The organism is Natronolimnohabitans sp. A-GB9 (assembly GCF_030848565.1).
In the GTDB taxonomy this organism is placed as follows: domain Archaea; phylum Halobacteriota; class Halobacteria; order Halobacteriales; family Natrialbaceae; genus Natronolimnohabitans.
In genome coordinates this window covers 1-21,100 of sequence record NZ_JAVDDV010000011.1, presented here as the reverse complement: position 1 = coordinate 21,100, position 21,100 = coordinate 1, and the positions used below count along the sequence as shown (strand labels likewise).

Genomic DNA, 21,100 nt, shown 5'->3' with positions numbered 1-21,100 from the left:
TACTGGCTACGAAAATGTCGGATAAGACAGCACGGAGACGGCTTTCGGGCTCGAGTGACCGCTTAGAAAATCTGCTTGACGGTATTTGGGCTATGAGTCTACGAGCAGCTCACCAACATACTGTTGTTCCCATTCGCGGCGTGCTTCGGTCTCGCGTCGACCCCGACGCGTTAGTGTGTAGTAGTTCGTTCGCCGATCGACCGTCCCTTTATCGACGAGTCCTTTGTCGACGAGTGTATCGAGGTTTGGATACAGTCGTCCAGCGTGAATGTCTTTCTCGTAGTAGTTCTCGAGTTCATCTTTGATCGCGAGTCCGTGTGGCTCCTCATGGCCGGCGATTGCATAGAGCAAGTCGCGTTGAAAGCCAGTCAAGTCGTACATATTCTGGTCTATGGCTGCAGCGGGGTTAATTATATTGAACATAGACTTTCTCGATCGGAAATACAATTGGCGAAAGCCCGGCAGCAAACGACTACTGGCTGTGAGCAACCCGAATCGTGGTGTGATATGAGTATATCAAATAAGCGGTAACACGCCTACCTGAATGCGTAATGAGCGTTCAGTACAGAACAGGTACATGTCGGACCAGAAAGTGTACTCTAATATACTTAAACCGGCGGTGGTGCAGAACTAGTCTCAAGGTCTAACTCGGCGGATCTCTAATAGCACCCACTATATGAACAGGGGCCAAACGCTGCAATAGAACCATTCCAAACAGGGTTGAAATTTTCCCATTCAGAAAATCAGATTCTGGAAGTACAAGGCCTGTGAAGACTTCTGCACCACCGCCATACTTAAACCAGTAAGATATAATCAACAGTATGGAGACAGATTCAGACAGAGAAACAGATGGCGGTGAGATAACAGGACTCACTCAAGACGAACTCTATACCGTTGTTCAAACTGCTGTCAAGGACGCACTTATTGATGTATTTGGAACCGTATTTCTTCTCGGATTTGCGCTCTTGTTCATAGGTGCAGGCACCCAAGTGATACTTGCGTCCTCTACGACAGGAGTTCTATTCGGCGTCGGTTTGGTTTCACTTGGGCTTGTAGTGGCAGCCGGTGCTTTTAATCTCGTTCCACCATTCCGGGAGTAACTCTTCGATCAATAAGCAGATCTACTTACCGACACATTCACCGTCGAAGTTAGTGGATTAAACCGATAGAGGAATTCTCTGCTGTCCGTCGAGAACAAGGTTTAGTCGAGACGACGCGTAACTTCCGTGTATGCCATTTAGCGTCAGTTGGCACACGCTTCTCGAGCATCTGGATGAGCTGCCGGCGGACGCGACACTAATCACACCGTTGTCGCACTCTCGCATCCACATCACAGGTGTCCAGGAACACCGCGTTATCGTCCAGTTTGACGAGTCCAACGAGAAGCGTCCGCTCCAACGTGAGCAGTTCGAAACACTCTACCATCAGATACAGACCGCCCACGATGGGTTCGATCTCGACCGACTCCCGCCAGATGCTGATCCGTATCCAGCGGTGTTGAGTGTTCATCCTCGGTTCGAGATCGACGAGGACGCGGGTGTAATCGCTGAGACAGACGGACCGACGACGACCCAACTGGCCGACACGGCACACGAACCTGATGACGACGACCGCACCGAACCAGAGGGACTCGATGTCTACTCGGATGGCCTGCTGCTGATCGATGCACTCGAGCGCCACAACGTAACCGACCTACCCGACTTGGAGACAGCCACCCTCGTAAATCTCTATACGCTGCTGTCGGATGTCCAGCGTGATGCCAACGACTTTCGCCAGGAGGTCGCCGATGTGCTTCTCTCACGGCTTCATCACGACCGGCCTGTTGCCGGTCAGTATGGCTCGGTCCAGCGCACGAGTCGCCGCAACCGCTCGCTCAAAGACGACGAAGAAGTCCTCTTGATGCTCGAGGCGGAAGGGATCGACCCCGAGCGGGTCATGAGCGTTGACCGTCAGAAAGTCGACGAAGCACTCGAGGTGACGACGCTCACCGAGTCCGATGTCTACGAGATCGATGAGAGCGAATACGTTCGCAAGGCAGATGTCGACGACGACGTCAAAGAGTCACGCCTCCAAGGATTGAAGGATCGACTTGCTACCAGTGAGGAAACAGAAGCCGAGGAACTGCAACAGGAAATCGAAGCACTCGAAGACCGTATTGACGACCTCACAAGCTTCCGTGCAGGGACGGAGTACAATGACGACCGTTGAATTTTTCTCGTCATCATATACGATGCAAGAGACTGGTAGGGTCTCTCTCGGTCGTCCTTCAATCTGTCAGCAGGTGTGCCGAGTTAGTCATCATCCTGTGCGCGGAGTTCGATGGCTCTCTCCTCGAGTTGGCGGAGAATCGGGACACGTTGTTGGTGCTGGTTTTCGTAGGCAACGCAGGCCCGCAACGTGTCCATATCGTTGATCGTTGCGATGCTGGCGTCGATGAGTCGCGGATTCGGTGGCTCAAGGCGCTGCGCTGGTGAGAGATCGCTCGAGTCGTTGGAGTGCTCTGGAGTGTTACCCATTGAATGGTGCCTCTGCTCTTGTTGAGGCACAACAAACTGTGCCGATACTTTCGAGATTCGCCGTGAGTGAGCAGACGGCACTCTCTGCGGTAAGTACAGGAGAAGGGTGGAACACTTCTCCCGTCAGGCATCGTTCGGATCTCGGTTCGAACTGGTCAGTGCGTCGAGCGCAATAAGAAGGTACAGCACGCCGAAACAACGAATCGCTTGTACGAGTCCCCTGCTCCATTCGATACTCTCTGGTTCCTCGTAGGAATAGTTCGCGCTAATTCGAAGTGCGCGTCGCGGGAAGAAGAGAGCAACAGCACCCGCCAATCCCAAGAGATACAGAGACACTCGATACGCCTTTCCTCCAAGTACGCTGACGAGCACGAATAGGAGGCCCTCTGCTCTAATCGCAGGAGTGAACCAGGGCTTCGCGTTGACCTCGTCAGGGTTCTTGAGAGCGACCTGTTCATAGAGGTAGCGAATCTTCGCTGGAAACAGTGCGATGATGACTCCGAGGAGACCAATAATTGTTCTGAACATGTGAAAATAGTACGCCTCGTACTGTTTTAACTGCGACCCTGTCGGGATCTACCGAACTTGGACACTTGAGAGCGGTCAAACGCGCAATAAGCATGTGTAGTGGCTGTATGTTTCACTCAGAGTTGGCATCAAAAAGCCTCTTGTAGGCTTTGTCAGTCGAGAAAACGACTGCATTGAGCACTGCCAGTAAATCATGTTATTAATATAATCTCACAATAGTATCTACTCCCAATAGACAGTGGACGGCCATAATGAAACTCCGACAACCGACAGACTTCTTGATTCTCGAGGCACTCGAGGAAACAGGCCGAAACGTTGCAACGAATCTTAAGGCGCATACGGGGAAGGGGCGAAAGAACATCAACACTCGACTGCCGATGCTTGCAGACTACGGTCTCGTACGCAAAATCGGACCCAAGGAACAGTCCGGACTCTACGAAATCACATCAAAGGGGGAAGCAGCACTCGCTCACAGAGACGAGTACGATGAGGTGGTCGATTTCGAACAACTGATCGAAGACGAGACGACATCTACTGGTTGAGGTGTGTTTTCACCTCGAGACTGGTATTAGAGGATTATTTTCTTTTGAGTGTTCACTAACCGAATTAGATATTCCAGATGTGAACTCCGTTCTGTGTGAACCCCTCTCTTTTTCATAGAAATTAGCGTCGATTCTCATACGTCCCTGTGTGACAGATCACGAATGTGTTGAAATTGACGTGCAAGACTTAGAGAATGAGTTCAGCAGATCGGTTTCTGTGAATGATGTCGCAAGTATATACCTCGCCGGTGAAAATGATGTGAGACCGATGAGTGAGCGCCACTGTCCGAACTGTGAGATTAGAATGGAGAAAACGAACGTCACCGCAGAAGGAGTCGGAGACCTCTACGTTAAAACTGAGAGAGACGGCGGTGTGCTTGATCGTCTCGGTGTCGGTTATCAAACTCCGCTTCACGCGTTCCTTTGCCCGGAGTGTGGAATGACTCAGTTGTATGCCGATCTCTCTCAGTAGTTCTCTGAAGCCACATCGGTCATATGCGAGATATGCGCTTTGTATTCATCAGTTCCAACTTCTCAACTACTCGAGAGAAATGAGATGAAACTATGAGTTGCGTTGCTACTCACTATCTGTTCTGCTAGCGTTCTGCGCCGTAGACGATCTTCGAGGGCGCTTCGTAGCCACAGTCAGGACAGTCGAACCATCGCTTAACCTTCGCACCAGCAGCAGCTTTCTGGCCGACGATGACATCGTCGTTCGGACACTCTGGACACGAGAGTTCGGGGTCTGGTCGGTCCCGAAGTGCATCCCGAACGCTGGTCGCTTCTTTGGTCTCGAAGCCTCGAGACCAGATGGGATAGCCGTCGACGAGGATCGCTGCTCGCCACTTGTACGCGTAGGAATCCGGTGCACGATGCAGAACGGCTCGCGCTCCAGTCTCTGTGTTTTGATATGCTAGCGTGGGTGTTCGACTCTCTCGCGTCCAGTTGGGTATTCGTGGCATGGTCACTCAGAAATGGACGTCTGCCGGCACGATCCAGCACGTCTTGTTCTCACCCTTTTCCTCGAGGAGTCGATCGAGGTGTCCGCGATGACGGATCCCAGTCGCATGTTGATCGTACAAGCAGATCGACGGGCCTTGGGAGGCACCGACCCGCTTGAAGGCATGACGGGCAAGGCCCGCGTCGCGCATGATTTCGTCGTCGCTGCGTTCCTCGAGTGCTTGCTTCACTCGGTTCAGATTGCGCTGGAACTCTTTCTTCGTGGTCTCCCAGGCCCGCTCGAGGAGGTCCTCGCCTTCTTCTGATGTGATGGGCGCAGCCGTCGGCAGGTCACCCCACCGTGCTTTTCCAGCCACTGTCGTGTCCTCTTCGTCGAAGGTGACGTAGTAGTCGAATACTGCACAGGACTGCGGCTCTGCACCGACTAGTCGATCGAACACCGTCTGTCCAGTTGAAAGCGCTTCTTCTGCTGTCGATGCCTCTACCAGTGCGTAGATGATCATATGCATTTCCTCACCTTAGTTCGCCGACACCTTGGTCAGTGTTCGTCTGTTTCTGCTCAGTGCGCCGGCACCCATCACCGGCGCACAAAATCACTGTTGGAGCGCGCATTTCTCGAGTGGTAGAGCGATCTGGACCGGTAGTAACATTGACAGTGGTCGCAGACCGTCTGACTCGGCGGTAGCATCGAATCAACGTGAACGCCTTCGGAACTCATATCTCCAGCTCGAGTGGAGTTGCTGGTTAGGGAGCACGTTATAGAAAGCCCTGCAAGTGATTTGCTTCAACTCTTTTTGATTGAATCAGCCGGTAAGTAGACGTGCGAAGTGACCACCAGTTATATGTAAAACAAATTAGTACAGGGGATTATGCAACCCATAGGAACAGTCGTTTCCCTTGCTGTTATACTCGCTATTTTCTATACCTATATTCGCTGGTATTGGAACGGGGATGGAAGACTCAATAGTGAGTGGTTCAAATAACTGAGTGCATATTCCTTGCCCGGTAACTGCTTCCCCTGTACTTACCGTTCACTACGGAGTCCAATGGCCCTGTAATCGATTCTGTGGCACGCTCGGTTAGAGTTGATGTGGGTATCAGTAGGTTCACGACGCTCTGGTCGAGTGAGAAGACTCACTTCTTCCAAGAGCGCCGTTGCTGTCTCGATCGTTTCTGTCTGCGTCAGTTAGCTGATCACCCTCGAGATTGTTGAGTTGGGTGAGTGCATGATACAGTCTATATCTGGTGTGTTGCGTGGATCCATTGATTGCGACTCAGCCGATCGCAGCGCAGACAAACAGAACACGATCGCATGGACTACTGCTTCGATTAACCAACATCCACGCTGCACCATCGTCGTTTGTTGGTTAAGACATGGTGCGTGGCAATTCATTCTGGGTTCGGCCCGTAGCGCGGCGTCCCGCAGACCTGGCACTCCCAGATTGCGTGGCCGGTCCAGGTTTCGTCGGGAACCGATTCATGATCGCTGAATCGATGATCGGTTGTGCGTCCGCACTGGTGACACTCGAGGCGTTCTTTGGTCGGAATGCCACTGTCCTGATTCTCAGTTTCACGCTCTTGAGGTGCCTGCTGGAGGGCAATTGCAGGGACTAACCACGCATCATCACCGGCGTTGTCGAGCAGCGTCGTGAGTCGCTGCTCGTCGCGAATACCAGTCCCACCTTCGTCGTAGAGATATGTTGTAGGTTCGTGGTCACTATCCGCGGCTGGGTGGGGTTGGTCACTCCATCTTGTTCGATCACGGGCGGCCGCGAGAAGTTGCTCACCGTCAGCAGATTTGATCTGTACTGCAGCAGGAAGCACAGGCCACTGGTTAGTCAATTGGGCTACGGGCCCGTCCTCGAGATCATAGATGATCATGCAGTCGTCGACGGTTGATCCCGTCACACTCGAGGCAAGGAGCGTCGCAGCGGCCCCGCCTTTCGCGACGGCGCCGTAGAACGTCGACGACTCGACCAGCATGTGGACGACGCCGAGGAGCGTCCACTCTGGTGCTGGTGCGTCTGTCTCAGAAGAGGAGTTCTCGAGATGGTTGGTGAGACAGAACAGGCATTTCGTCTGGTCAGCTGGGATCGGTGCGCCACAGGACCGACACTCGGTATCCGTTTCCGCTGGTGTGTCTGGATATCCAGTCGTCGCCGTCGCAACCCGCTGTCGATCAGGTTCACCGTCGTTACACTCGCTGAGTGTCTCATCTGGAACATCTGACGCTTCGCCGGTCGGACGAAGTTCCTCAAAATCAGAATATCGATCAGTCATTGATTGGATAGTGGATCGTGTTATCTTGCGTCTCGATGCAGGTTATAGTTCGATAGAGAAGAGCTAGCAATAGAATTACTTAGAAGCTACTGGTCGCGGAGTCCTGCTTCTCGAGCGTCACGGTTGGTGGAACAATGGATACACGCTGGGAGCTTCCCATCAACAGCGAAAACCCGGTAATAGCTCTCAGTGACATGAGAGCCACAGCCATCACATTCTGGCATTGTCCAAACTCTTGTTATCCCTTCGGTAAATGTCTTGCTCCAATACTTGTATGATTTTGGCTAATAGCATGCGATCTACGCGTAATTGACTCGTCTCCGCATCTGGTTGTGTTGCGTTTCCACGAGATACCCACAGTCTTCACACATGGTTTCGACTACGTTGGTGGTAACCCGTCCGTTGCACTTCGGACACGAACTGGCACTCGAGTCGGGCTGGACGTCTTCGTCGAACGCCGTCTCATAAATTTCTCTGAGAGTCATGGTGTTCTCGAGAGGCAATGAGCAGCTCCGACTGCCCCTCACCCACTCGTGGGGCACAGAAACATCTCAGTTGATAGTGGTAGCACGGGACTCATGCCGTAGCGAAAGCCCGGCAGCGAACGGCCATTGGCCGTGAGCAGCCCGGACCGTGGAGGAGGTGGGAGGTGGCGGTGACTGCGTTCACACCAGCAAAAAAGGGGTCTGCTTCGGCTATTCCCACCAGCGGCCGCGCTCGGGGAAGTGGATCATCGACCACCCGGTCACGGCCAGTGAGACACGGCCTTCATGCCAGTTCCGGGCAGCCTTGTGAATGCGCACTTGCTCGCCTTCCTCGATCCACGGCGCATCTGAGGACTTCCAGATGGTCACACGCGTCTGTCCACTGTCGTCTGCGATGAGCCCGACCTGTGCGATACTCGGATGCGAGGGATCCCACAGGGTTTCGACACGCCCTTCGATGCTCACCTCTTTCCGAGAGACCTCCTCGAGTTTTCCAATGGGGATCACGTGTCCGGGCGCCATCTGCAGTTCCTCGAACACGTTGACGACCGCACTTGTCAGGTCTTGGCCACCGACGACGGCTTCACTCAACCGCCGGCTGATCGCTGCTCGAGACCAACCATCCAATTGCTTTGCGAGTCGCATCGACTGCTTGTTCACGGCCGCCAACTGCTCTTGAGTAAGCTCTGTCCGGGGATCTGCTCGCTCCGGGTCCGCCATCGGATCCACGCTCGCCGCCCGTTTCTGGAACTCGAGACGCCGCGCTTTGCTCTGGTTCGCAGCGATTGCTCGCGTCCGCTTCTCTCGGCCTTCCTGTGTTCCCAACTCGGCTTGGGCACTGATCCGCTCGATCTCATCCTCTCGTGCTCGAATGCGCTCTTCCTGTTCGAGGGTCGCGCCATAGATCCGGTCATCGCTCGTATCGACGATGCCGTCTGGGTGGTTCGCATCCACCTTTGCTTGGATCTCTTGCTCGACTGTTGCCTCGAATTCCGGCGTCTCGTCGACGACCGGGAAGCCGTCTTCATCGACTGCCTGCTCGTCCGCCTGTTTGAGTGCCTGTTCATCGACCGTAACGACCTTGCTACTCGAGTTGTTACTAGACATTGGAGTTCTGATCTCCAAAGGCGCTCACGCGTCTGCCACCGCGATGCTGTGACATCGCGGTTTTCCGACGACACCGACCGACTAGATCCATCTGCGCGCTCGCGCTCGCGCCTTCGCGAGCGCCCATCCGGGCGCGAGCGAGAGCGCGCCTGAATGCGGTGTCCCAACCAGCACCGCGCGGCGACCCGCCCGAAGCGAGCGGCCAGCTTTAAGCCGTTTCTCGTGTCCGGCCCGGACTGCGGGTCCGTGTCCAGCGCGACTGTCGTCGAGAACGCGCGCCGCGGTGTGGCGCGCGACAGCGCAGGCGGCACCAAGCGCTGGAACGCGAAAGCCCGCGAGGGGCGCAACCGAAAACGCGCTTAATGCTGGCGCCGAGACCAGATTCATTTTAGCCCGGAACGGTGAGCGACGCCAGGAGCGAACCGCAGCCCGGAATGGTCGGTCGCGAGCGACGCGGAGGGCGGCATGCGGCGAGCGGGGCGGGCCGGTCCCCAAGAGCGAGCAACCAACGCAACAGCAGCCCGATCAGTCCACGTGGGTGGGTCTGAAAGGGGCTGGCGCGCTCGAGGAACCCCGCCGACGCAAGCACCGCAACCTGTGAGGAGCGCAGCGAGGTGCGGAACTCGAGCGCGCCAGGGGCTTTCTCCCTGTTATTGAAAGCGATGATTGCGAGCCACTCATCGAGATCAACTCCTTTACAGAGCTGGTTCAGTGGCCCATCCGCACACTACAGAGCAAGCAAATAACAGAATAAAGCGTCCAAATCGGTTATATATCAGGTATCAATAGAATCAATAGTTGTCGAATATGTTTCTCCTGCCAGATGGTGTTCAGTTGCAGCAACTGATCGGAGGAGATCGTTAACGGTGGCCTCAAGACGGTAACCCGTTTGAACAAGGTCGTCTGAACAGGATGACAGCGAACCTGAATCGTCAGCAGCAACTACAAGCACGTCTAATTTTTCTTGTGAAGTTTCGTACTCCGCGTGAGCCAATTCAACTGCACCACATTCACTTGAGCCGTATTCAATCGTCCCTCGGACGGTAACAGTATTATCATCAACAGTTACATCTGGTGGATCTTCGGCGGGCAATTCCGCGTCAGTCGTCTCAAATTCTGTATCAAGACCAAATCCCGAAATCTGACTAAGACATCCTGAATTGGCAACGATACTTCCTCCTGCCACAGAAGCAAGAAAGGTACGCCGCTTCATATATAACAATAATAATGTTCTGACTAAGTACTTGCTGGTGTCATGCTATCATTCCCATCTGTTTTGACTTCCGTTGATACATTCGCACGCGTAATGAACGAATAGTTCAGTTTATATGATATAAAAGGAGCTGTGGGAATAGCACTATGCTACTTTTCCATCGTCTCATACGGTCTTCTGTAGTCAATTACCGCCGATCGCCGACCCCGTCCTGGCGATCGGCGGTACATAGTTACAGCAGTCCGTATCAAAATATCGTCTACGGGAACCCGAGTGGTTGCGGGCTTCGCGACTAATCTAACACATTGGCTGTTCGTCAGCCAAAACGTCGATACCATCCGACGTCACAGCAATTCGAATACCTTCAACAGTGAATCGAACTTCGAGATCTCGAGTCGATGAGTCCAGCAACTGTTCAAGTGCTTCGGGATCAACAGTGTCGTAGAGTTGGTAGTCGTCACGGTCGAGTCCACATGCTTCCAGCGTCTCGATGATTGCAACGACAAGATCGGTTGATGAGCTATCCCCATTTCTCGGTGATCGATCCATTTGAACGATCAGTGCTTCGGATTGACGATGCTTAAAGAGTTTGGAGTCAACTACAGTTGCGTATAGACTCAATACTTGACTTAGCGCGTGTGGGATACTGTCGGCGCAAGCAGAGTGGAGTATGCGCTTTGACGCTGACTGGATGTCTCGCGCTGACGATCGGATTCTGGAACATCTAGCTGACGCTGGGCCCGATACACCCAAAAAGATGGCTGAGAGCGACCGTGTACGATTCTCTAGACAACACATCAACGCTCGCTGCAAGACGCTCGTCGAGTATGGACTTCTCGTTCATCTTGGCAACGGTGTCTACGACATTACTCGTGAGGGCAAACAGTATCTCGCCGGTGAACTCGACGTTCGAGACCTCGAGTCCAATTAAATTCAGTTGGAGAAAAGTCGGTCTTGGATAAATATAGGGAGCCACAGAACGCTTCCTACGGTGTTGATTTCATCCATTTTGACGGAGAACACGCCGATAAATGGGTTTGCGGACTGAACGCCAGAATCTCTGTCAGATAAGATAACCGTTCTATCTTATCAGCTATCACCTGTCATGAAACCTTCGACGAACATTAATATTGAAAAGACTCCAACGGCGATTACTAGTGTCAACCATCCACCATCATTTGTTTTATATATCTCATTGATTATGCCATAAAAGACGAGGCTTAGGAGTGCGGAAACTAGTGCTATTGCAAAGAGGCGTACATTCGAGGGGCCACTCATGTGATAAACTTATTTTATACAAATATATAATTTTTTGTAGTTCCTAGATTAGACATTTATTAGACGGAAAGTGTAATCACATATCAAGTCCCCCGTGTGGACGACTCGTCACTCCAGCACGCCACCTGTCACGACTCCGGTAACTGTATTACCTGTACTTACCGATTCAGGGAGCAAAGAAATGATCCAGACCGCTTCTGATCTCAATTCAGTCGACGTACTGGGATACCCACTCATGACGCTTTTCGATTGCTTGCTCCCCCTCACCTGTGATCGCGTAATAGTTCTTGCGTCTGTCAAGTTGTCCTTTCTCGACGAGCTCCTTGTTGACGATCGTATCGAGATTAGGATACAACCGGCCATGATTGATCTCCGAACTGTAATACTGCTCAATCTCTTCTTTGACGTCCTGTCCAGATGGCTGGTCAGCGCCCGCGATCACGTATAGTAGGTCCCGTTGGAATCCTGTAAGGTCGTCCATGGTGCAGCCATTCAAGCAAGATAATATTTGTTATTATATACGTATGCAGGTATAAGCCGACCCAACTAGTCAATTCTTTATATTACTGGCAGACTTCCTTACCATTCTTGCCATCCTGAGACGCTGTGCGTACTGGAACACCACTCGAGGGCTCCGATTCAGAATGCACGCTCAGCGGCCGCAGTCGTCTCACTCCGAACTCGAGAAGATACCTCTGACGTACTTATCTGTCCACTCTCAGCGGGCTTCGAGTTCGCGTTGACCACGAGCTGTGATCGTGTAGTAGTTCGCTTATCTGACTCGCCCGTCTTTCCCCCAAGTGTATGCAGTGCCAGTTTCCGTAGTTTCCGTTCCGGGTGGCGCCTCACAGAACGAACACCCCGTGAGTGTCTACTGTGTCACGACTCCTCCCCCGTGACGTCATCTCGAGCAGCGGTCCAGCCCCGATGGAAGACAGCAAGCTGGGTGCTCGAGTCAAAAGCGGTCCCACTTGGTTCGTGGACGAACACCCGCTTGCCAGGGACTGGTGTCACCAGATCGTTATCGATAAGTTCAGTAACGAGCTTTCGGGCGGCTGTGTCGCCAATATCCGCTGTCATGACGCGAGTTGCATCCTGATCATGGGCAACGAGTCTGGCTTCGAATTGTCTGTAATCGTCTGTAGTGTCGTCAATGGGGTTCGGCTCAGTCATTGTCAATCACATGACGGCACACTATTGAGTGCGCCTCATGCCTCATGGCGTCAAGAAACTCGCTGCTGGAAGCACAGTCGAGTCGAAGATACCAGGTAATGCGTACTGGAGTCAGTGACCTACGTCCAACAACAGGCTGGAGTACCGACGGCCGATGACTACCTCTTGCTGGTCCGTCGACCTGTTCGCAGTTGCCACGTCGGATTCACCCGGAACGTATCTGGTTCCTCAACAGGATGAGTATGACTCTGATTCGTCGCTAGTGACACGGGCCGTGAGAGGCGGTTGATCAGTTCCTCGCGCACGTCCTGTCGGGGTATCGTCTGCTCGTGCCAGCCGAGCCGTTCGTCGTAATGGCGCTTTTTGAATCTCTCGCCAACCGTATCGGCAGCGATGTACTGCGTCAGTTTAACTCCCCAAATGTTCGATGATCGATACTCGGCACCGACGTCTGCATGTGTGAGTTCGACGAGAACACACTCGACAAATGAGACGAGTGACTCCCGACTTCGGTCGTTCGGAACGCGTAACTCGAGTCCAGACCAGGGTGGTTCAGTGGACTGTCGGTGGGCTGGTACTCGATCGATACCACGGTCTCGTGGGTGCTGTCGCTCAGAAGTCATTCACTATCTCGGGGCAGTTCGATCGCCCCGCACCCATCTCGGGGCGAAAAAATACTCCGGTGGGATCGTTTGAGAATACGTAGCTCTGTCGAGATCCCATTCTTTATACATTTATTCCCGCAGAACCACTGCTCACTACAAGTGCAAACTGCTCGCTTCGCTCGCAGTTTCGAATCAGCCAGAGCGGTGTCGAGACGCGCTCGAGAGCGCGTCTCGTTGCGGTATGACGAAGTGAGCCGAGCGCAGCGAGCGTTCACTGAATCATCTGTACTTACCGCAGAGAGTTCTGAACCTATCACTACCTGATAGTTTCAACAAAGCCGGATACGTGCAGCGGGAGAAGTCTGACCGAGTTAGCCGAGTGCTACGGACATTCCATCAAACCGCACCAGCACTAGTCAGTCAGCGTTCCGACTCAGTCGCTCAATCTGTGCAATTCGGTCGTCTATCGGAGGATGTGTAGACAATATGCGTGTCCAGCAGTGTTGTATTCGGCGTATAGCTCTCTCATATAGCCTTCCGGGGGATTGTTCATCAGCTGTCTCTGCCATTCGAGTATCTCTGAGTGCGCGTAACCCATTGGCAACTTGGTGTGGGTCCTCGAGAAGCTTGGCTGCGTATCTGTCTGCTCGATACTCTAGCTGTCGACGAGTCCACGCGAACACGACCCGTCCAACGAGCACGGCGCTACCGGTAACCAAGAACAGCATCCAGTGGTACTGCACAAAATACCGAAGAGAGAGGACCGACAGAGCTGTCAGCACTACCGTCCCAACCAAGGAGATAACGGCGTGGTTTTCGTCGACATGCCCCAGTTCATGAGCTGCAATCATGGCGATGTACTTGGTGTCAAGTGCTTCAAACGAGTGCTCGTTGATCAGAATGACTTTGTAAGCCGGAAAGACGCCGGCAGCAATTCCGTTGATCGTCTGCCCGAACTGGCCAGTAACTACTCGAAATGCGATGTCTTGGTCGGAACCTATCTCACATGCAGCGCGTTCTCGCCTGTTCAAGGGTCGTGTTGCGACATGATTCCGAATGAATGTACCCGACATCGCCACCATTCCTGCAAGAAGGAACACCGCAACAACAAGCTCGAGTAGTGATTCTCCAAAGATGAGCAGTCCACCAGCGACGAGTGATACGAGAAGACTGAATCCGATGACTGCAATCCGTGTAATCGCATCCGTACGAGAGCTCTCTTCATCGAGAATCCGCTGTACTTCTGCCAACACATGTTGTGCTGAGTAAACAACAAAATGTACGAGAGCAGATGCCAGGATACTCACGACTGCCAAGAAGATGGCTACCGTAGAGAGATCGGCAGTCGGAACAGCCCATCTGAGATAAAGTGTACAACCGAGAAATACAGCTACCGAGAGCACTATCCACGGTGTCAGCTCGGTTGTAGATCTGCGCAGTGAATGCCGCTGATTCGTCATTGAATCAGGTATGTGATCGAGGAGACCAAATCTCGCTCGGTTGGGACATTGGTTTGTTTTCAGTTCACCTTTGCAAGTTGACTCACTTTTCGAGGTGGAAGCCAAACAGAGAGAGCATCAGAGCTATTCTTCTCTTCTGCCAACGAACTGCTTTGTACGAGTCCAGAGCGAATCGTGATCGGGAGACGAATCCACATCTGTCTCGCGTTCTGAACGCTGATCGTGCTGCTCAAGTCGTTCCTCACAAGCTGTCAGTCGATCGCGAAGCGTTCGATTGGTTGTTTCGAGTTCATTGATACGCTCGTTTTTTTGCTCGAGCGTCGCCTCGAGGTCAGACACACGCTCAGTCAATAACTGGTTTTTTTCGGCTAGATACGCTGCTTGCGTTCCTTCAGTCCCACCAATGGTCTGGTCAGTTGCCGATGACGGTCCATCTTGAGCGAGGTCCTGTATAGTCGTCTGCCCTCGCTTTCCTGTCTGCTTCTCACGAGACGCCTCGCTGCTCGATGGATCATAGACATCGTCTGTGTTCGCGATTGCTCGTTCGACCGTCTTCTCGCCGTATGTCGATCCATCCGCGTAATGGACCTCATCCCATTTGTCTCGAAGCAGTCCCGACTGTCGGAAGAGTTGGTCGACTCGAGCAGCGTCGCCACCGGTCCAGAACGCCAGCAAGAAGCACAGCGCCATGTCTGCTTCTGACTGACTCTCGTAGCCGGCAGTTGAGCCACGCCACAACCGCTCGAACTTCTCGCCATTCGATGCGTTCCGCGCTCGCTCGAGCAGTTCTTCATCCTCGAGCGTCACGCTCTGGCTGGTTTCATGCGTCGAAGCCTGCTGTGTTCCCACTTTACTCTCGTTGTGAGACGGCTCTGTTTCGGCGATATACTCGGTGTACACGCTCTCGAGTGCAGCAGGTCGTTCCATCACCTGCAGCGGTGTTGTCTCGACATGGTTGCCAGTCACAGTGAAAAACCGTGCTGTCTCATACATCTCGACTGATCCACGTCGACTCCGGTCTCCAGGCAGTGACCCACGGACGATAACGTGATAGCCAGTCCCTGACGGTGATACCTCTGTAAACGACTCGAGTTCGAGGATGATTTCTCGAGCATCTGTTCCCGGAGATCCGGTCTCTGGATCACGACAGTCATCGAGGTCAATTCCGACAAATGGATCACCGTCTGTGAAAACGAACCCGACCCCAGCCGCTTCGCCACGCTCGAAATACTCGAGTGCCTCATCGAAGGGGCGCCATGTCTGTGGGTCAGTTGCTGAGGCATACTCGCCAGTCCCAGGAACAATTGGGACCTTCGTTGCCTTCCCATCACGCTCCGTGGCATGCCAGCAGATCCACTGGTCGTACTCCTGGAGAATCTCGGGAATGCCGCTCGTATCGATTGAATGTGTCTGCTTCTCTTTCATGTATTCCAACACCACCGTAGCGCCGTGCTACTGTGCTGCCGCCACATTATCAGCGGCACGACAGATTCCCAATAGCTCTCCCACCCTGCTTTACCATGTTTTGCGGCGGCAACCCTCTCTATACTAGTTGGTTTTTGACCACCATTTACTCTGGACAGTAACGCAGTCTTGCGATTTTTACCCTGGACACCAAGATGAGCACGTATCCTGAATAGAGATTTACCCTGGACAGCTCGATCCAAACTGCACGGAGAACGTTTCAAGCGCGGTTTCATGGAGGTATTCTGATTCGAAAATACCCTGGACACGAGCTGATTTTGAAACGCAGACAAACCACTCATCATTCTGATTTATTCACCTCTTCAAGAAGACGGACACCAGCATCGGTCAGTTCAATTCCAGTATGAACAGTGATACGTTCTCCATCTTTCCGCCGCCGGTCGCTACCAATCTCAAGATGGCCACTCAGTTTTCGCCCAAACCAGACATCATTGGTGTAGTCGAGGTCATGTCTCTCCGCCCACGCCACATAGGCCTGATAGAGATCTTTCTTCGAGACCGAGCCCTCGGTATCGGCAATGAGGAACTGATCGACGAAGACAGCAACACCATCTCCGTCAGGATCCAACTCTGGAGTGCCATCACCCGTCTGCTGATCTTGGTCAGTTGTTGGCGAAGTATCCGTGTCCTCTTGTAGGGGTTCTTGATCAGCTTCCAATAGCCTCTCGACCTCGTCTGTCAGGGGTGCTGCTTCGCCTTCCACGTAGAGTTGTGGTGGTGCGTCCTTTGGCAGGATCACCACGCCATAGCTGTCTCGATCGAATTCTGGATCCGGTAGATCAGTCTCAGGAACAAAGGGACGCTTGATCGGCGTCCAATCTGCCTCGAATGCATCTAACGTATCGTAGACATGGGTTTCACCCTGCTCATAGACCGTATACTGATCCGTCTCACGGTCGTAGCTATAGTATGCTGGCACAGTATCCTTCGAGAGTGTAACCGACGATGCCGTTCGAATGAATTCTGTGTCGCCGTCCGAAAGGACACGCTCACCGCCATCACGTTTCCAGACCGTTCGTGCTGACTCACCAGTAGCTGGTCGAACAGCCGTCACGCCCCCACGAGCCGTCGCTCCATCGCCAAACGTGACGTGTTCGTCCATATTGTAGAGTTTCTCTGTGCCATCTGCCATTTCCCGGACTGGCGACGCAAAGATACTCTCGAGCCGGGCTGCCGCGTGAGTAACCCTCTCGTCTCCCGGCCGCACAACAAACAGGGGAATCCGGTCGTCTTCTTGAGCACGTTTGAGATTCTGCAGGACCTTCGCTGGCCGCTCCGGTGTCGTTGTTTCAGCTTCAAGCGCAAACTCACCGTCGTAATCAGGATGTGTGGCCGTTCCATCAGGCTGTTCACTCCCATCTTGTTCATAGATATCAACGGTGAAGCCGAGCTTCGTCAGCGCTGCCTCGAGATCAAAGAGAAGGGCATCGTGTTCCGAGCCACCTGCAGAGCGCACATCACCAGTCTCAGGTGTAGCAACGTCTTCGCCCTCGTCAGTGAGTCGAACGACGACCGTCTCATTGTTGGCACTGAGATCGACGTCAATCAACGGCGACTCCTGACGCACATCAGGGAACTCCTCGGTTGCAGTGTCTGGAGTGAGGGCTTCAGCGGTCCCACCGGTCTCACTCTCGAGACGATCAATTACCGCTGCGTCGACGTCGGTCACAGGAACCCAGCCGTTCTGGTCGCGAACATCCTCCCGTAACTGGACGGTACGAACTGCCTCGGCCATCAGCCGATCAACGATGAGTTCGTCAGAACTTGCCGCCTCATTGTACTCGCGGTAGATGAGATTGCGGAGGATCTCGCTATCTGTCAGCGGCTCGGTCCCATACCGCTCGAGACTTTGTTCGATGATGTCATCGACGTCGTCTGTCCCACGGAGAGGCGGATATGGCGGAAACGTCCGAATCAAGACGGGTTCGGAGTATCGTCCTCCAGAGAGAGGAATCCGCGTCCACACTTTGAACTGGTCGGTCGTGATGAGATCTTCTGCGGTGTAGTCGCGGAACCGTTTCATCAACAGTTCGGCGTCATCACTGTCGTTAACCGAGAACGTGAGGAGGTTGTCACAGTTGTTCTGCATCGCTTTCAACGTATCCTCGTCAAACTGCGACGGATACTGCGAGGCAAGGGTCACGGAGAGCCGCATCGACCGGGCTCGAGCCAGCATTGACTCGATGTCGAGATTGTCACTGGCGATATCATCGAACTCGTCACAGAGGACGAAGTAGGGATCCGGCGTCGTATCCAGCTCATATGACCGCCGCTGAATCGCACTCCAGAGATTCCGCATCACGCCGAGCGTGACCATCTTCTTGATGTCCGTGTTCTCGACGGGCGTTCGGACGATAACGATCCGATCATTGTCGATGATGTCTCGGAAATCGATCGTACTCTCACGATGGGCAATGATTCGACGAATGACCGAATTCTCGACCCACGACTTGATCCGTTTCAGAAGTGGCCGAATCGTCTCTTCTTCCATATTCGCGATCTCGAGGCAGAACTCCCTGATGTAGGGGTCCTCAACATCGAGCGCGAAGTCTTCGCGCCGCTCAGCGTTGAGCAACGTGAAGTACATATCGATGATCGAGAACGGCTTCTCCGATTTCATCATCGCTCGCGCCATTGATTCGGTGATCGCCTCCATGTTGATGCCCCAGTAATCGGAGGTGTCGAAAACTGCTTTCAGATTCTCGACCCGATTTTCAATCTCGTTCTCGAGTTCCTCGCGCGTCTCACACTCGGGGACCTCGAGGAAGTTCATCCCGATCGTCTTCTCGTGGGTGGTCGAGCCGGGCTCAATCCAAACCACGTCCTTGAGACGATGTTTGGGGAGCATCCGGAGGAGTTCTCGAGAGTCACGACCCTTCGGGTCGAAGTACGTGAAGCCATAGCCGGAGTACGCCCACTGGACCATCATATTCAGGAGTTCGGTCGTCTTTCCGTAGCCGGTCGTTCCAGCGATCCAGGTGTGTCGAAAGAGCGCTTCGAACCGGAGCGGTGCCTCACGAAACCCAGTCTGGGGGTCCTCTGAGTAGCCGATCCAGAGTGGCGCTGGTGCATTGTACATCCCAGCTTCGAACATTTCTCGAACGAACGGGCCTGCAACTGTCCCCTCATCGGCTGTTTCCGTAATAATCGGCTTTCCGCCAATACGAGTCGTGTTCTGTTCTACGATATCGTATTGTTCACCCTCATCGAGATCGGGTTGTTGATGAGCGGACGATTCAGCGGTCGTGTTTTCTTCTGGCTGTTCATCGCCTCCAGCGGCGTGCGCATCTTGTTGGTCGTCACTGGAAGCCTCGTCACCGGATCCAAAGAAGCGATCAAACATTATCGAATTCCCCCTGTTCTCGAGTTGGCTCTTCAAAACGGACTGCAGTCTCGTTCGGAACGCCGGGGATCTGGCCATCTACCGGTGATTCGTCAGCTTCGTATCGGCTCCCATCTGCTGGCAGCCGATCACCACGCTGTGTATACCGCCAGTCGATCTTTGGCGTCTCAATCTCCGAATTGGGGATGTGTGCGACGCCGGCGAGTTCGTCAACGGTCATGATCATGTGCCGGTCGATCCACTCGCGGTCACACATCCGCTCGACGAACCGCCGAAGCCGCGTTGCACGTTTGCTCTCTCGACGATGCCAGACTGGATTGTCGTTCAGGCCCTGTTCAGTGATCGCGTTGTAGTACTTCCTGAACATCCCCGCAACGCCACGAGCACGGGCCTCAGCCTCGTCTTGTTCGCTCGAGGCAGCGAGGACGCGAATGTTCACGTGGAAGGCCTGTTGGCCACGTTGCTGTTCGATGGTTTTCGCGGCCTGTTTGTCCTTCTCAGTCGGCGGTCGCGTACGAGGATTGAGCCAGCCGACGGATGTGCCCTGCCGAAGCGCGTCAGCGAGTTCGTCGACGCTATTGTGCTTGAACCGGTCGCCGTCAGTCCACGACTGTTTCGCAGGCCGGAAGACGACCTGCGTAACGACGGTACTCTCGTCGAGCGAGAGCATTTCGCTCGTAATTTCGCCGTAGGGATCCATCTCGAAGCCCTCACTATTGTGATGGCGGATCGGATAGTAGGGGATCTTCTCCATCTCGAGCCACGCTCCAGCGACGTATTGGTCAGCGTCGATAACGGGGAACGCATAGCCCTCCTCAACCGGGAAGACCTCACTGTTAGCGTAGTTGTTCCCGACACGTCGTCTGAACTTGTCTGCAGCTGCCTCGGTAGCAGCGTGCATGTAGAATTTGATCTTCCCCTCGTCGAACCAAACCTCAAACGAGTGGTGGTCGCTCGTATTCTTCCCACGGAAGTTCGTCGTCACATCGTGAACTGACTGGAGAACGCCCGCTCCATCGACCACACCATTGTTCTCTTTGTAGGGGCGGATCCGAAGCAGCGTTCCTGGTGTATCTGCTTGCTGTTGGACGAACGAGTCGTACTTTCCAAAGTCGAGTTTCGTCGCCTCGTACTGTGGCGACGAACTCAGGATTCCCTGGATTTGCTTGAACCTAGTCATGGTCTTAAGTGTCACACTCGGGATCAGTCGTGTCTTGTTCAGTAGCTGGTTCCCCGCCATCAGGCCGGACAGGCGACTTCTCACTGTCTTCCTCGAGAGCATGTTCAACGATCACATCGAGAACTTCCTCTTTCGTGAGATCCTCCTCGAGAAGTCGACCAGCCGCATCTGGGCTGAGATTGAGACGAGTCGCAAGCGCGTTGCGCTGGGCTTCGTTCTCGACGAACTCTTCGAACGCAAGCAGTTCCGCTGGTTCATCACGAATCGCTTGCTCGAGAAAGGCCTGGTCCTCGGGCTCGTAGTCGATGACCCGCTTCTCGAAGTCATCAGCGACAACGTGCAGTGGATACGTTCCGTGTTCTTCAACGTGGACGAGTGCCTGACTATAGCCGAGGTCCTCTTTCCCGGCGTCGGCACCTCTGACATACCGACGCTGCTCTTCAGTCAAGCCGATTTTGTCGGCCGTCCGATCGTCCAGTTCGGGGAGCTTGTGGAGAACTTTGATCGGGCACATGCCGATGATCTTCTCTGCCTGCTCAGTTTCGTAGAATTCTTGAGCCGTCTGCGAGAGCAACACCATTCGAAGCCCCGCATGGCGTTGGTGCCGGAACGCCGTCTCGAGGAAGTCGAGATTCGCTTGATCTTCGAAGAGATAGTGCGCTTCATCGATCGCGAGCTCGACGTTCCGGTGGGTGTTTTTCGCCTGCTGGTAGATCATCGAGAGCAACAGTTGCATCAGGAACGTCTGACGGTCGATTCCCGATGCGCTGCCTTCGATCTGTCCGAGGTCGATATAGACGACCTTGTTGTCGCCCTCGAGGATATCGACTTCTGAGTGGTGAGAGAGGTTTTCATAAGCCCCACCCTCGCGGAATGGCTGAAACGCAATTGCGAGTTCGTCTGCATACTGCGCAGCACGGTCGCGTGCGGATTCTGATTCCGCGA

Annotated in this window: 21 protein-coding genes and 2 pseudogenes; 5 read left to right on the top strand and 18 right to left on the bottom strand. The window is 53.7% G+C overall.

The window, feature by feature from the left end; translation table 11 throughout:
* Positions 1 to 90: 90 nt before the first annotated feature.
* Entirely contained in the window at positions 91 to 381 is a 291-nt protein-coding gene (locus tag RBH26_RS14355) for a PadR family transcriptional regulator (protein WP_306759065.1), read from the bottom strand.
* A gap of 440 nt (positions 382 to 821) precedes the next feature.
* Here RBH26_RS14355 and RBH26_RS14350 point away from each other — a divergent pair, with 440 nt between their 5' ends.
* Positions 822 to 1,100, top strand: a complete 279-nt coding sequence (locus RBH26_RS14350) for a hypothetical protein (RefSeq protein WP_083912373.1) — start codon at positions 822 to 824, stop codon at positions 1,098 to 1,100.
* A 130-nt stretch (positions 1,101 to 1,230) separates the two neighbouring features.
* Positions 1,231 to 2,208: a hypothetical protein gene (locus RBH26_RS14345; RefSeq protein ID WP_306759064.1), complete on the top strand. Its 978-nt coding sequence runs from the start codon at positions 1,231 to 1,233 to the stop codon at positions 2,206 to 2,208.
* Between the two features lie 83 nt (positions 2,209 to 2,291).
* On the opposite strand, the gene RBH26_RS14340 is transcribed toward RBH26_RS14345, so the two are convergent.
* Together RBH26_RS14340 and RBH26_RS14335 are read right to left on the bottom strand one after the other, a co-directional pair.
* On the bottom strand, positions 2,292 to 2,516 hold the full coding sequence (locus RBH26_RS14340) for a hypothetical protein (protein WP_306759063.1): 225 nt from the start codon (positions 2,514 to 2,516) through the stop codon (positions 2,292 to 2,294).
* A gap of 123 nt (positions 2,517 to 2,639) precedes the next feature.
* On the bottom strand, positions 2,640 to 3,044 hold the full coding sequence (locus tag RBH26_RS14335; RefSeq protein WP_306759062.1) for a hypothetical protein: 405 nt from the start codon (positions 3,042 to 3,044) through the stop codon (positions 2,640 to 2,642).
* 251 nt (positions 3,045 to 3,295) lie between these two features.
* Here RBH26_RS14335 and RBH26_RS14330 point away from each other — a divergent pair, with 251 nt between their 5' ends.
* The gene (locus tag RBH26_RS14330; RefSeq protein ID WP_306759061.1) at positions 3,296 to 3,586 is read left to right on the top strand and encodes an ArsR family transcriptional regulator; all 291 of its coding nucleotides are present in this window, start codon (positions 3,296 to 3,298) and stop codon (positions 3,584 to 3,586) included.
* A 268-nt stretch (positions 3,587 to 3,854) separates the two neighbouring features.
* The gene (locus RBH26_RS21365; protein WP_345784084.1) at positions 3,855 to 4,058 is read left to right on the top strand and encodes a hypothetical protein; all 204 of its coding nucleotides are present in this window, start codon (positions 3,855 to 3,857) and stop codon (positions 4,056 to 4,058) included.
* Positions 4,059 to 4,182: 124 nt separating this feature from the next.
* Here the strand turns inward: RBH26_RS21365 and RBH26_RS14320 are convergent, their stop codons facing one another.
* From RBH26_RS14320 to RBH26_RS14295, 7 genes and pseudogenes are all read right to left on the bottom strand, one after another.
* Complete coding sequence (locus RBH26_RS14320) at positions 4,183 to 4,548, bottom strand: hypothetical protein (RefSeq protein ID WP_306759059.1); 366 nt, start codon at positions 4,546 to 4,548, stop codon at positions 4,183 to 4,185.
* Between the two features lie 6 nt (positions 4,549 to 4,554).
* Entirely contained in the window at positions 4,555 to 5,055 is a 501-nt protein-coding gene (locus RBH26_RS14315; protein ID WP_306759058.1) for a hypothetical protein, read from the bottom strand.
* 880 nt (positions 5,056 to 5,935) lie between these two features.
* Entirely contained in the window at positions 5,936 to 6,826 is an 891-nt protein-coding gene (locus RBH26_RS14310) for a hypothetical protein (RefSeq protein ID WP_306759057.1), read from the bottom strand.
* Positions 6,827 to 7,161: 335 nt separating this feature from the next.
* Positions 7,162 to 7,311, bottom strand: a pseudogene (locus tag RBH26_RS21360) (transcription initiation factor TFB); the annotation flags it as partial.
* A gap of 210 nt (positions 7,312 to 7,521) precedes the next feature.
* Positions 7,522 to 8,418 (bottom strand): DNA-binding protein, encoded by an 897-nt coding sequence (locus RBH26_RS14305; RefSeq protein WP_306759056.1) that lies wholly within the window; start codon positions 8,416 to 8,418, stop codon positions 7,522 to 7,524.
* Between the two features lie 775 nt (positions 8,419 to 9,193).
* Positions 9,194 to 9,631, bottom strand: coding sequence for a hypothetical protein (locus RBH26_RS14300; RefSeq protein WP_306759055.1), 438 nt, complete (start codon positions 9,629 to 9,631; stop codon positions 9,194 to 9,196).
* A 297-nt stretch (positions 9,632 to 9,928) separates the two neighbouring features.
* The gene (locus tag RBH26_RS14295; RefSeq protein ID WP_306759054.1) at positions 9,929 to 10,180 is read right to left on the bottom strand and encodes a HalOD1 output domain-containing protein; all 252 of its coding nucleotides are present in this window, start codon (positions 10,178 to 10,180) and stop codon (positions 9,929 to 9,931) included.
* A 121-nt stretch (positions 10,181 to 10,301) separates the two neighbouring features.
* On the opposite strand from RBH26_RS14295, the gene RBH26_RS14290 reads away from it, so the two are divergent.
* On the top strand, positions 10,302 to 10,562 hold the full coding sequence (locus RBH26_RS14290; RefSeq protein ID WP_152943990.1) for a MarR family transcriptional regulator: 261 nt from the start codon (positions 10,302 to 10,304) through the stop codon (positions 10,560 to 10,562).
* A gap of 555 nt (positions 10,563 to 11,117) precedes the next feature.
* On the opposite strand, the gene RBH26_RS14285 is transcribed toward RBH26_RS14290, so the two are convergent.
* The 8 genes and pseudogenes from RBH26_RS14285 to RBH26_RS14250 form a co-directional block, all read right to left on the bottom strand.
* Positions 11,118 to 11,390 (bottom strand): PadR family transcriptional regulator, encoded by a 273-nt coding sequence (locus RBH26_RS14285; RefSeq protein WP_306759053.1) that lies wholly within the window; start codon positions 11,388 to 11,390, stop codon positions 11,118 to 11,120.
* Between the two features lie 398 nt (positions 11,391 to 11,788).
* Positions 11,789 to 12,082 carry a hypothetical protein gene (locus tag RBH26_RS14280; protein WP_306759052.1) on the bottom strand — a complete coding sequence of 98 codons (294 nt, stop codon included), beginning with the start codon at positions 12,080 to 12,082 and terminating at the stop codon, positions 11,789 to 11,791.
* A 158-nt stretch (positions 12,083 to 12,240) separates the two neighbouring features.
* On the bottom strand, positions 12,241 to 12,705 hold the full coding sequence (locus RBH26_RS14275) for a hypothetical protein (protein ID WP_306759051.1): 465 nt from the start codon (positions 12,703 to 12,705) through the stop codon (positions 12,241 to 12,243).
* Between the two features lie 398 nt (positions 12,706 to 13,103).
* Positions 13,104 to 14,147: a M48 family metalloprotease gene (locus RBH26_RS14270; RefSeq protein WP_306759050.1), complete on the bottom strand. Its 1,044-nt coding sequence runs from the start codon at positions 14,145 to 14,147 to the stop codon at positions 13,104 to 13,106.
* Between the two features lie 123 nt (positions 14,148 to 14,270).
* Positions 14,271 to 15,140, bottom strand: a complete 870-nt coding sequence (locus RBH26_RS14265) for a hypothetical protein (RefSeq protein ID WP_306759049.1) — start codon at positions 15,138 to 15,140, stop codon at positions 14,271 to 14,273.
* A gap of 772 nt (positions 15,141 to 15,912) precedes the next feature.
* Positions 15,913 to 18,975 (bottom strand): TraM recognition domain-containing protein, encoded by a 3,063-nt coding sequence (locus RBH26_RS14260; RefSeq protein ID WP_306759048.1) that lies wholly within the window; start codon positions 18,973 to 18,975, stop codon positions 15,913 to 15,915.
* On the bottom strand, positions 18,968 to 20,155 hold the full coding sequence (locus RBH26_RS14255) for a hypothetical protein (RefSeq protein ID WP_306759047.1): 1,188 nt from the start codon (positions 20,153 to 20,155) through the stop codon (positions 18,968 to 18,970). The genes RBH26_RS14260 and RBH26_RS14255 overlap by 8 nt, the downstream gene beginning before the upstream one ends.
* 4 nt (positions 20,156 to 20,159) lie before the next feature.
* A pseudogene (locus tag RBH26_RS14250) lies at positions 20,160 to 21,100 on the bottom strand (conjugal transfer protein); the annotation flags it as partial.

Coding starts and splice junctions, on each gene's coding strand:
- RBH26_RS14355 (WP_306759065.1), bottom strand. CDS start 381: ATGTACGACTTGACTGGCTTTCAACGCGACTTGCTCTATGCAATCGCC.
- RBH26_RS14350 (WP_083912373.1), top strand. CDS start 822: ATGGAGACAGATTCAGACAGAGAAACAGATGGCGGTGAGATAACAGGA.
- RBH26_RS14345 (WP_306759064.1), top strand. CDS start 1,231: ATGCCATTTAGCGTCAGTTGGCACACGCTTCTCGAGCATCTGGATGAG.
- RBH26_RS14340 (WP_306759063.1), bottom strand. CDS start 2,516: ATGGGTAACACTCCAGAGCACTCCAACGACTCGAGCGATCTCTCACCA.
- RBH26_RS14335 (WP_306759062.1), bottom strand. CDS start 3,044: ATGTTCAGAACAATTATTGGTCTCCTCGGAGTCATCATCGCACTGTTT.
- RBH26_RS14330 (WP_306759061.1), top strand. CDS start 3,296: ATGAAACTCCGACAACCGACAGACTTCTTGATTCTCGAGGCACTCGAG.
- RBH26_RS21365 (WP_345784084.1), top strand. CDS start 3,855: ATGAGTGAGCGCCACTGTCCGAACTGTGAGATTAGAATGGAGAAAACG.
- RBH26_RS14320 (WP_306759059.1), bottom strand. CDS start 4,548: ATGCCACGAATACCCAACTGGACGCGAGAGAGTCGAACACCCACGCTA.
- RBH26_RS14315 (WP_306759058.1), bottom strand. CDS start 5,055: ATGCATATGATCATCTACGCACTGGTAGAGGCATCGACAGCAGAAGAA.
- RBH26_RS14310 (WP_306759057.1), bottom strand. CDS start 6,826: ATGACTGATCGATATTCTGATTTTGAGGAACTTCGTCCGACCGGCGAA.
- RBH26_RS14305 (WP_306759056.1), bottom strand. CDS start 8,418: ATGTCTAGTAACAACTCGAGTAGCAAGGTCGTTACGGTCGATGAACAG.
- RBH26_RS14300 (WP_306759055.1), bottom strand. CDS start 9,631: ATGAAGCGGCGTACCTTTCTTGCTTCTGTGGCAGGAGGAAGTATCGTT.
- RBH26_RS14295 (WP_306759054.1), bottom strand. CDS start 10,180: ATGGATCGATCACCGAGAAATGGGGATAGCTCATCAACCGATCTTGTC.
- RBH26_RS14290 (WP_152943990.1), top strand. CDS start 10,302: ATGCGCTTTGACGCTGACTGGATGTCTCGCGCTGACGATCGGATTCTG.
- RBH26_RS14285 (WP_306759053.1), bottom strand. CDS start 11,390: ATGGACGACCTTACAGGATTCCAACGGGACCTACTATACGTGATCGCG.
- RBH26_RS14280 (WP_306759052.1), bottom strand. CDS start 12,082: ATGACTGAGCCGAACCCCATTGACGACACTACAGACGATTACAGACAA.
- RBH26_RS14275 (WP_306759051.1), bottom strand. CDS start 12,705: ATGACTTCTGAGCGACAGCACCCACGAGACCGTGGTATCGATCGAGTA.
- RBH26_RS14270 (WP_306759050.1), bottom strand. CDS start 14,147: ATGACGAATCAGCGGCATTCACTGCGCAGATCTACAACCGAGCTGACA.
- RBH26_RS14265 (WP_306759049.1), bottom strand. CDS start 15,140: ATGTATGAGACAGCACGGTTTTTCACTGTGACTGGCAACCATGTCGAG.
- RBH26_RS14260 (WP_306759048.1), bottom strand. CDS start 18,975: ATGTTTGATCGCTTCTTTGGATCCGGTGACGAGGCTTCCAGTGACGAC.
- RBH26_RS14255 (WP_306759047.1), bottom strand. CDS start 20,155: ATGACTAGGTTCAAGCAAATCCAGGGAATCCTGAGTTCGTCGCCACAG.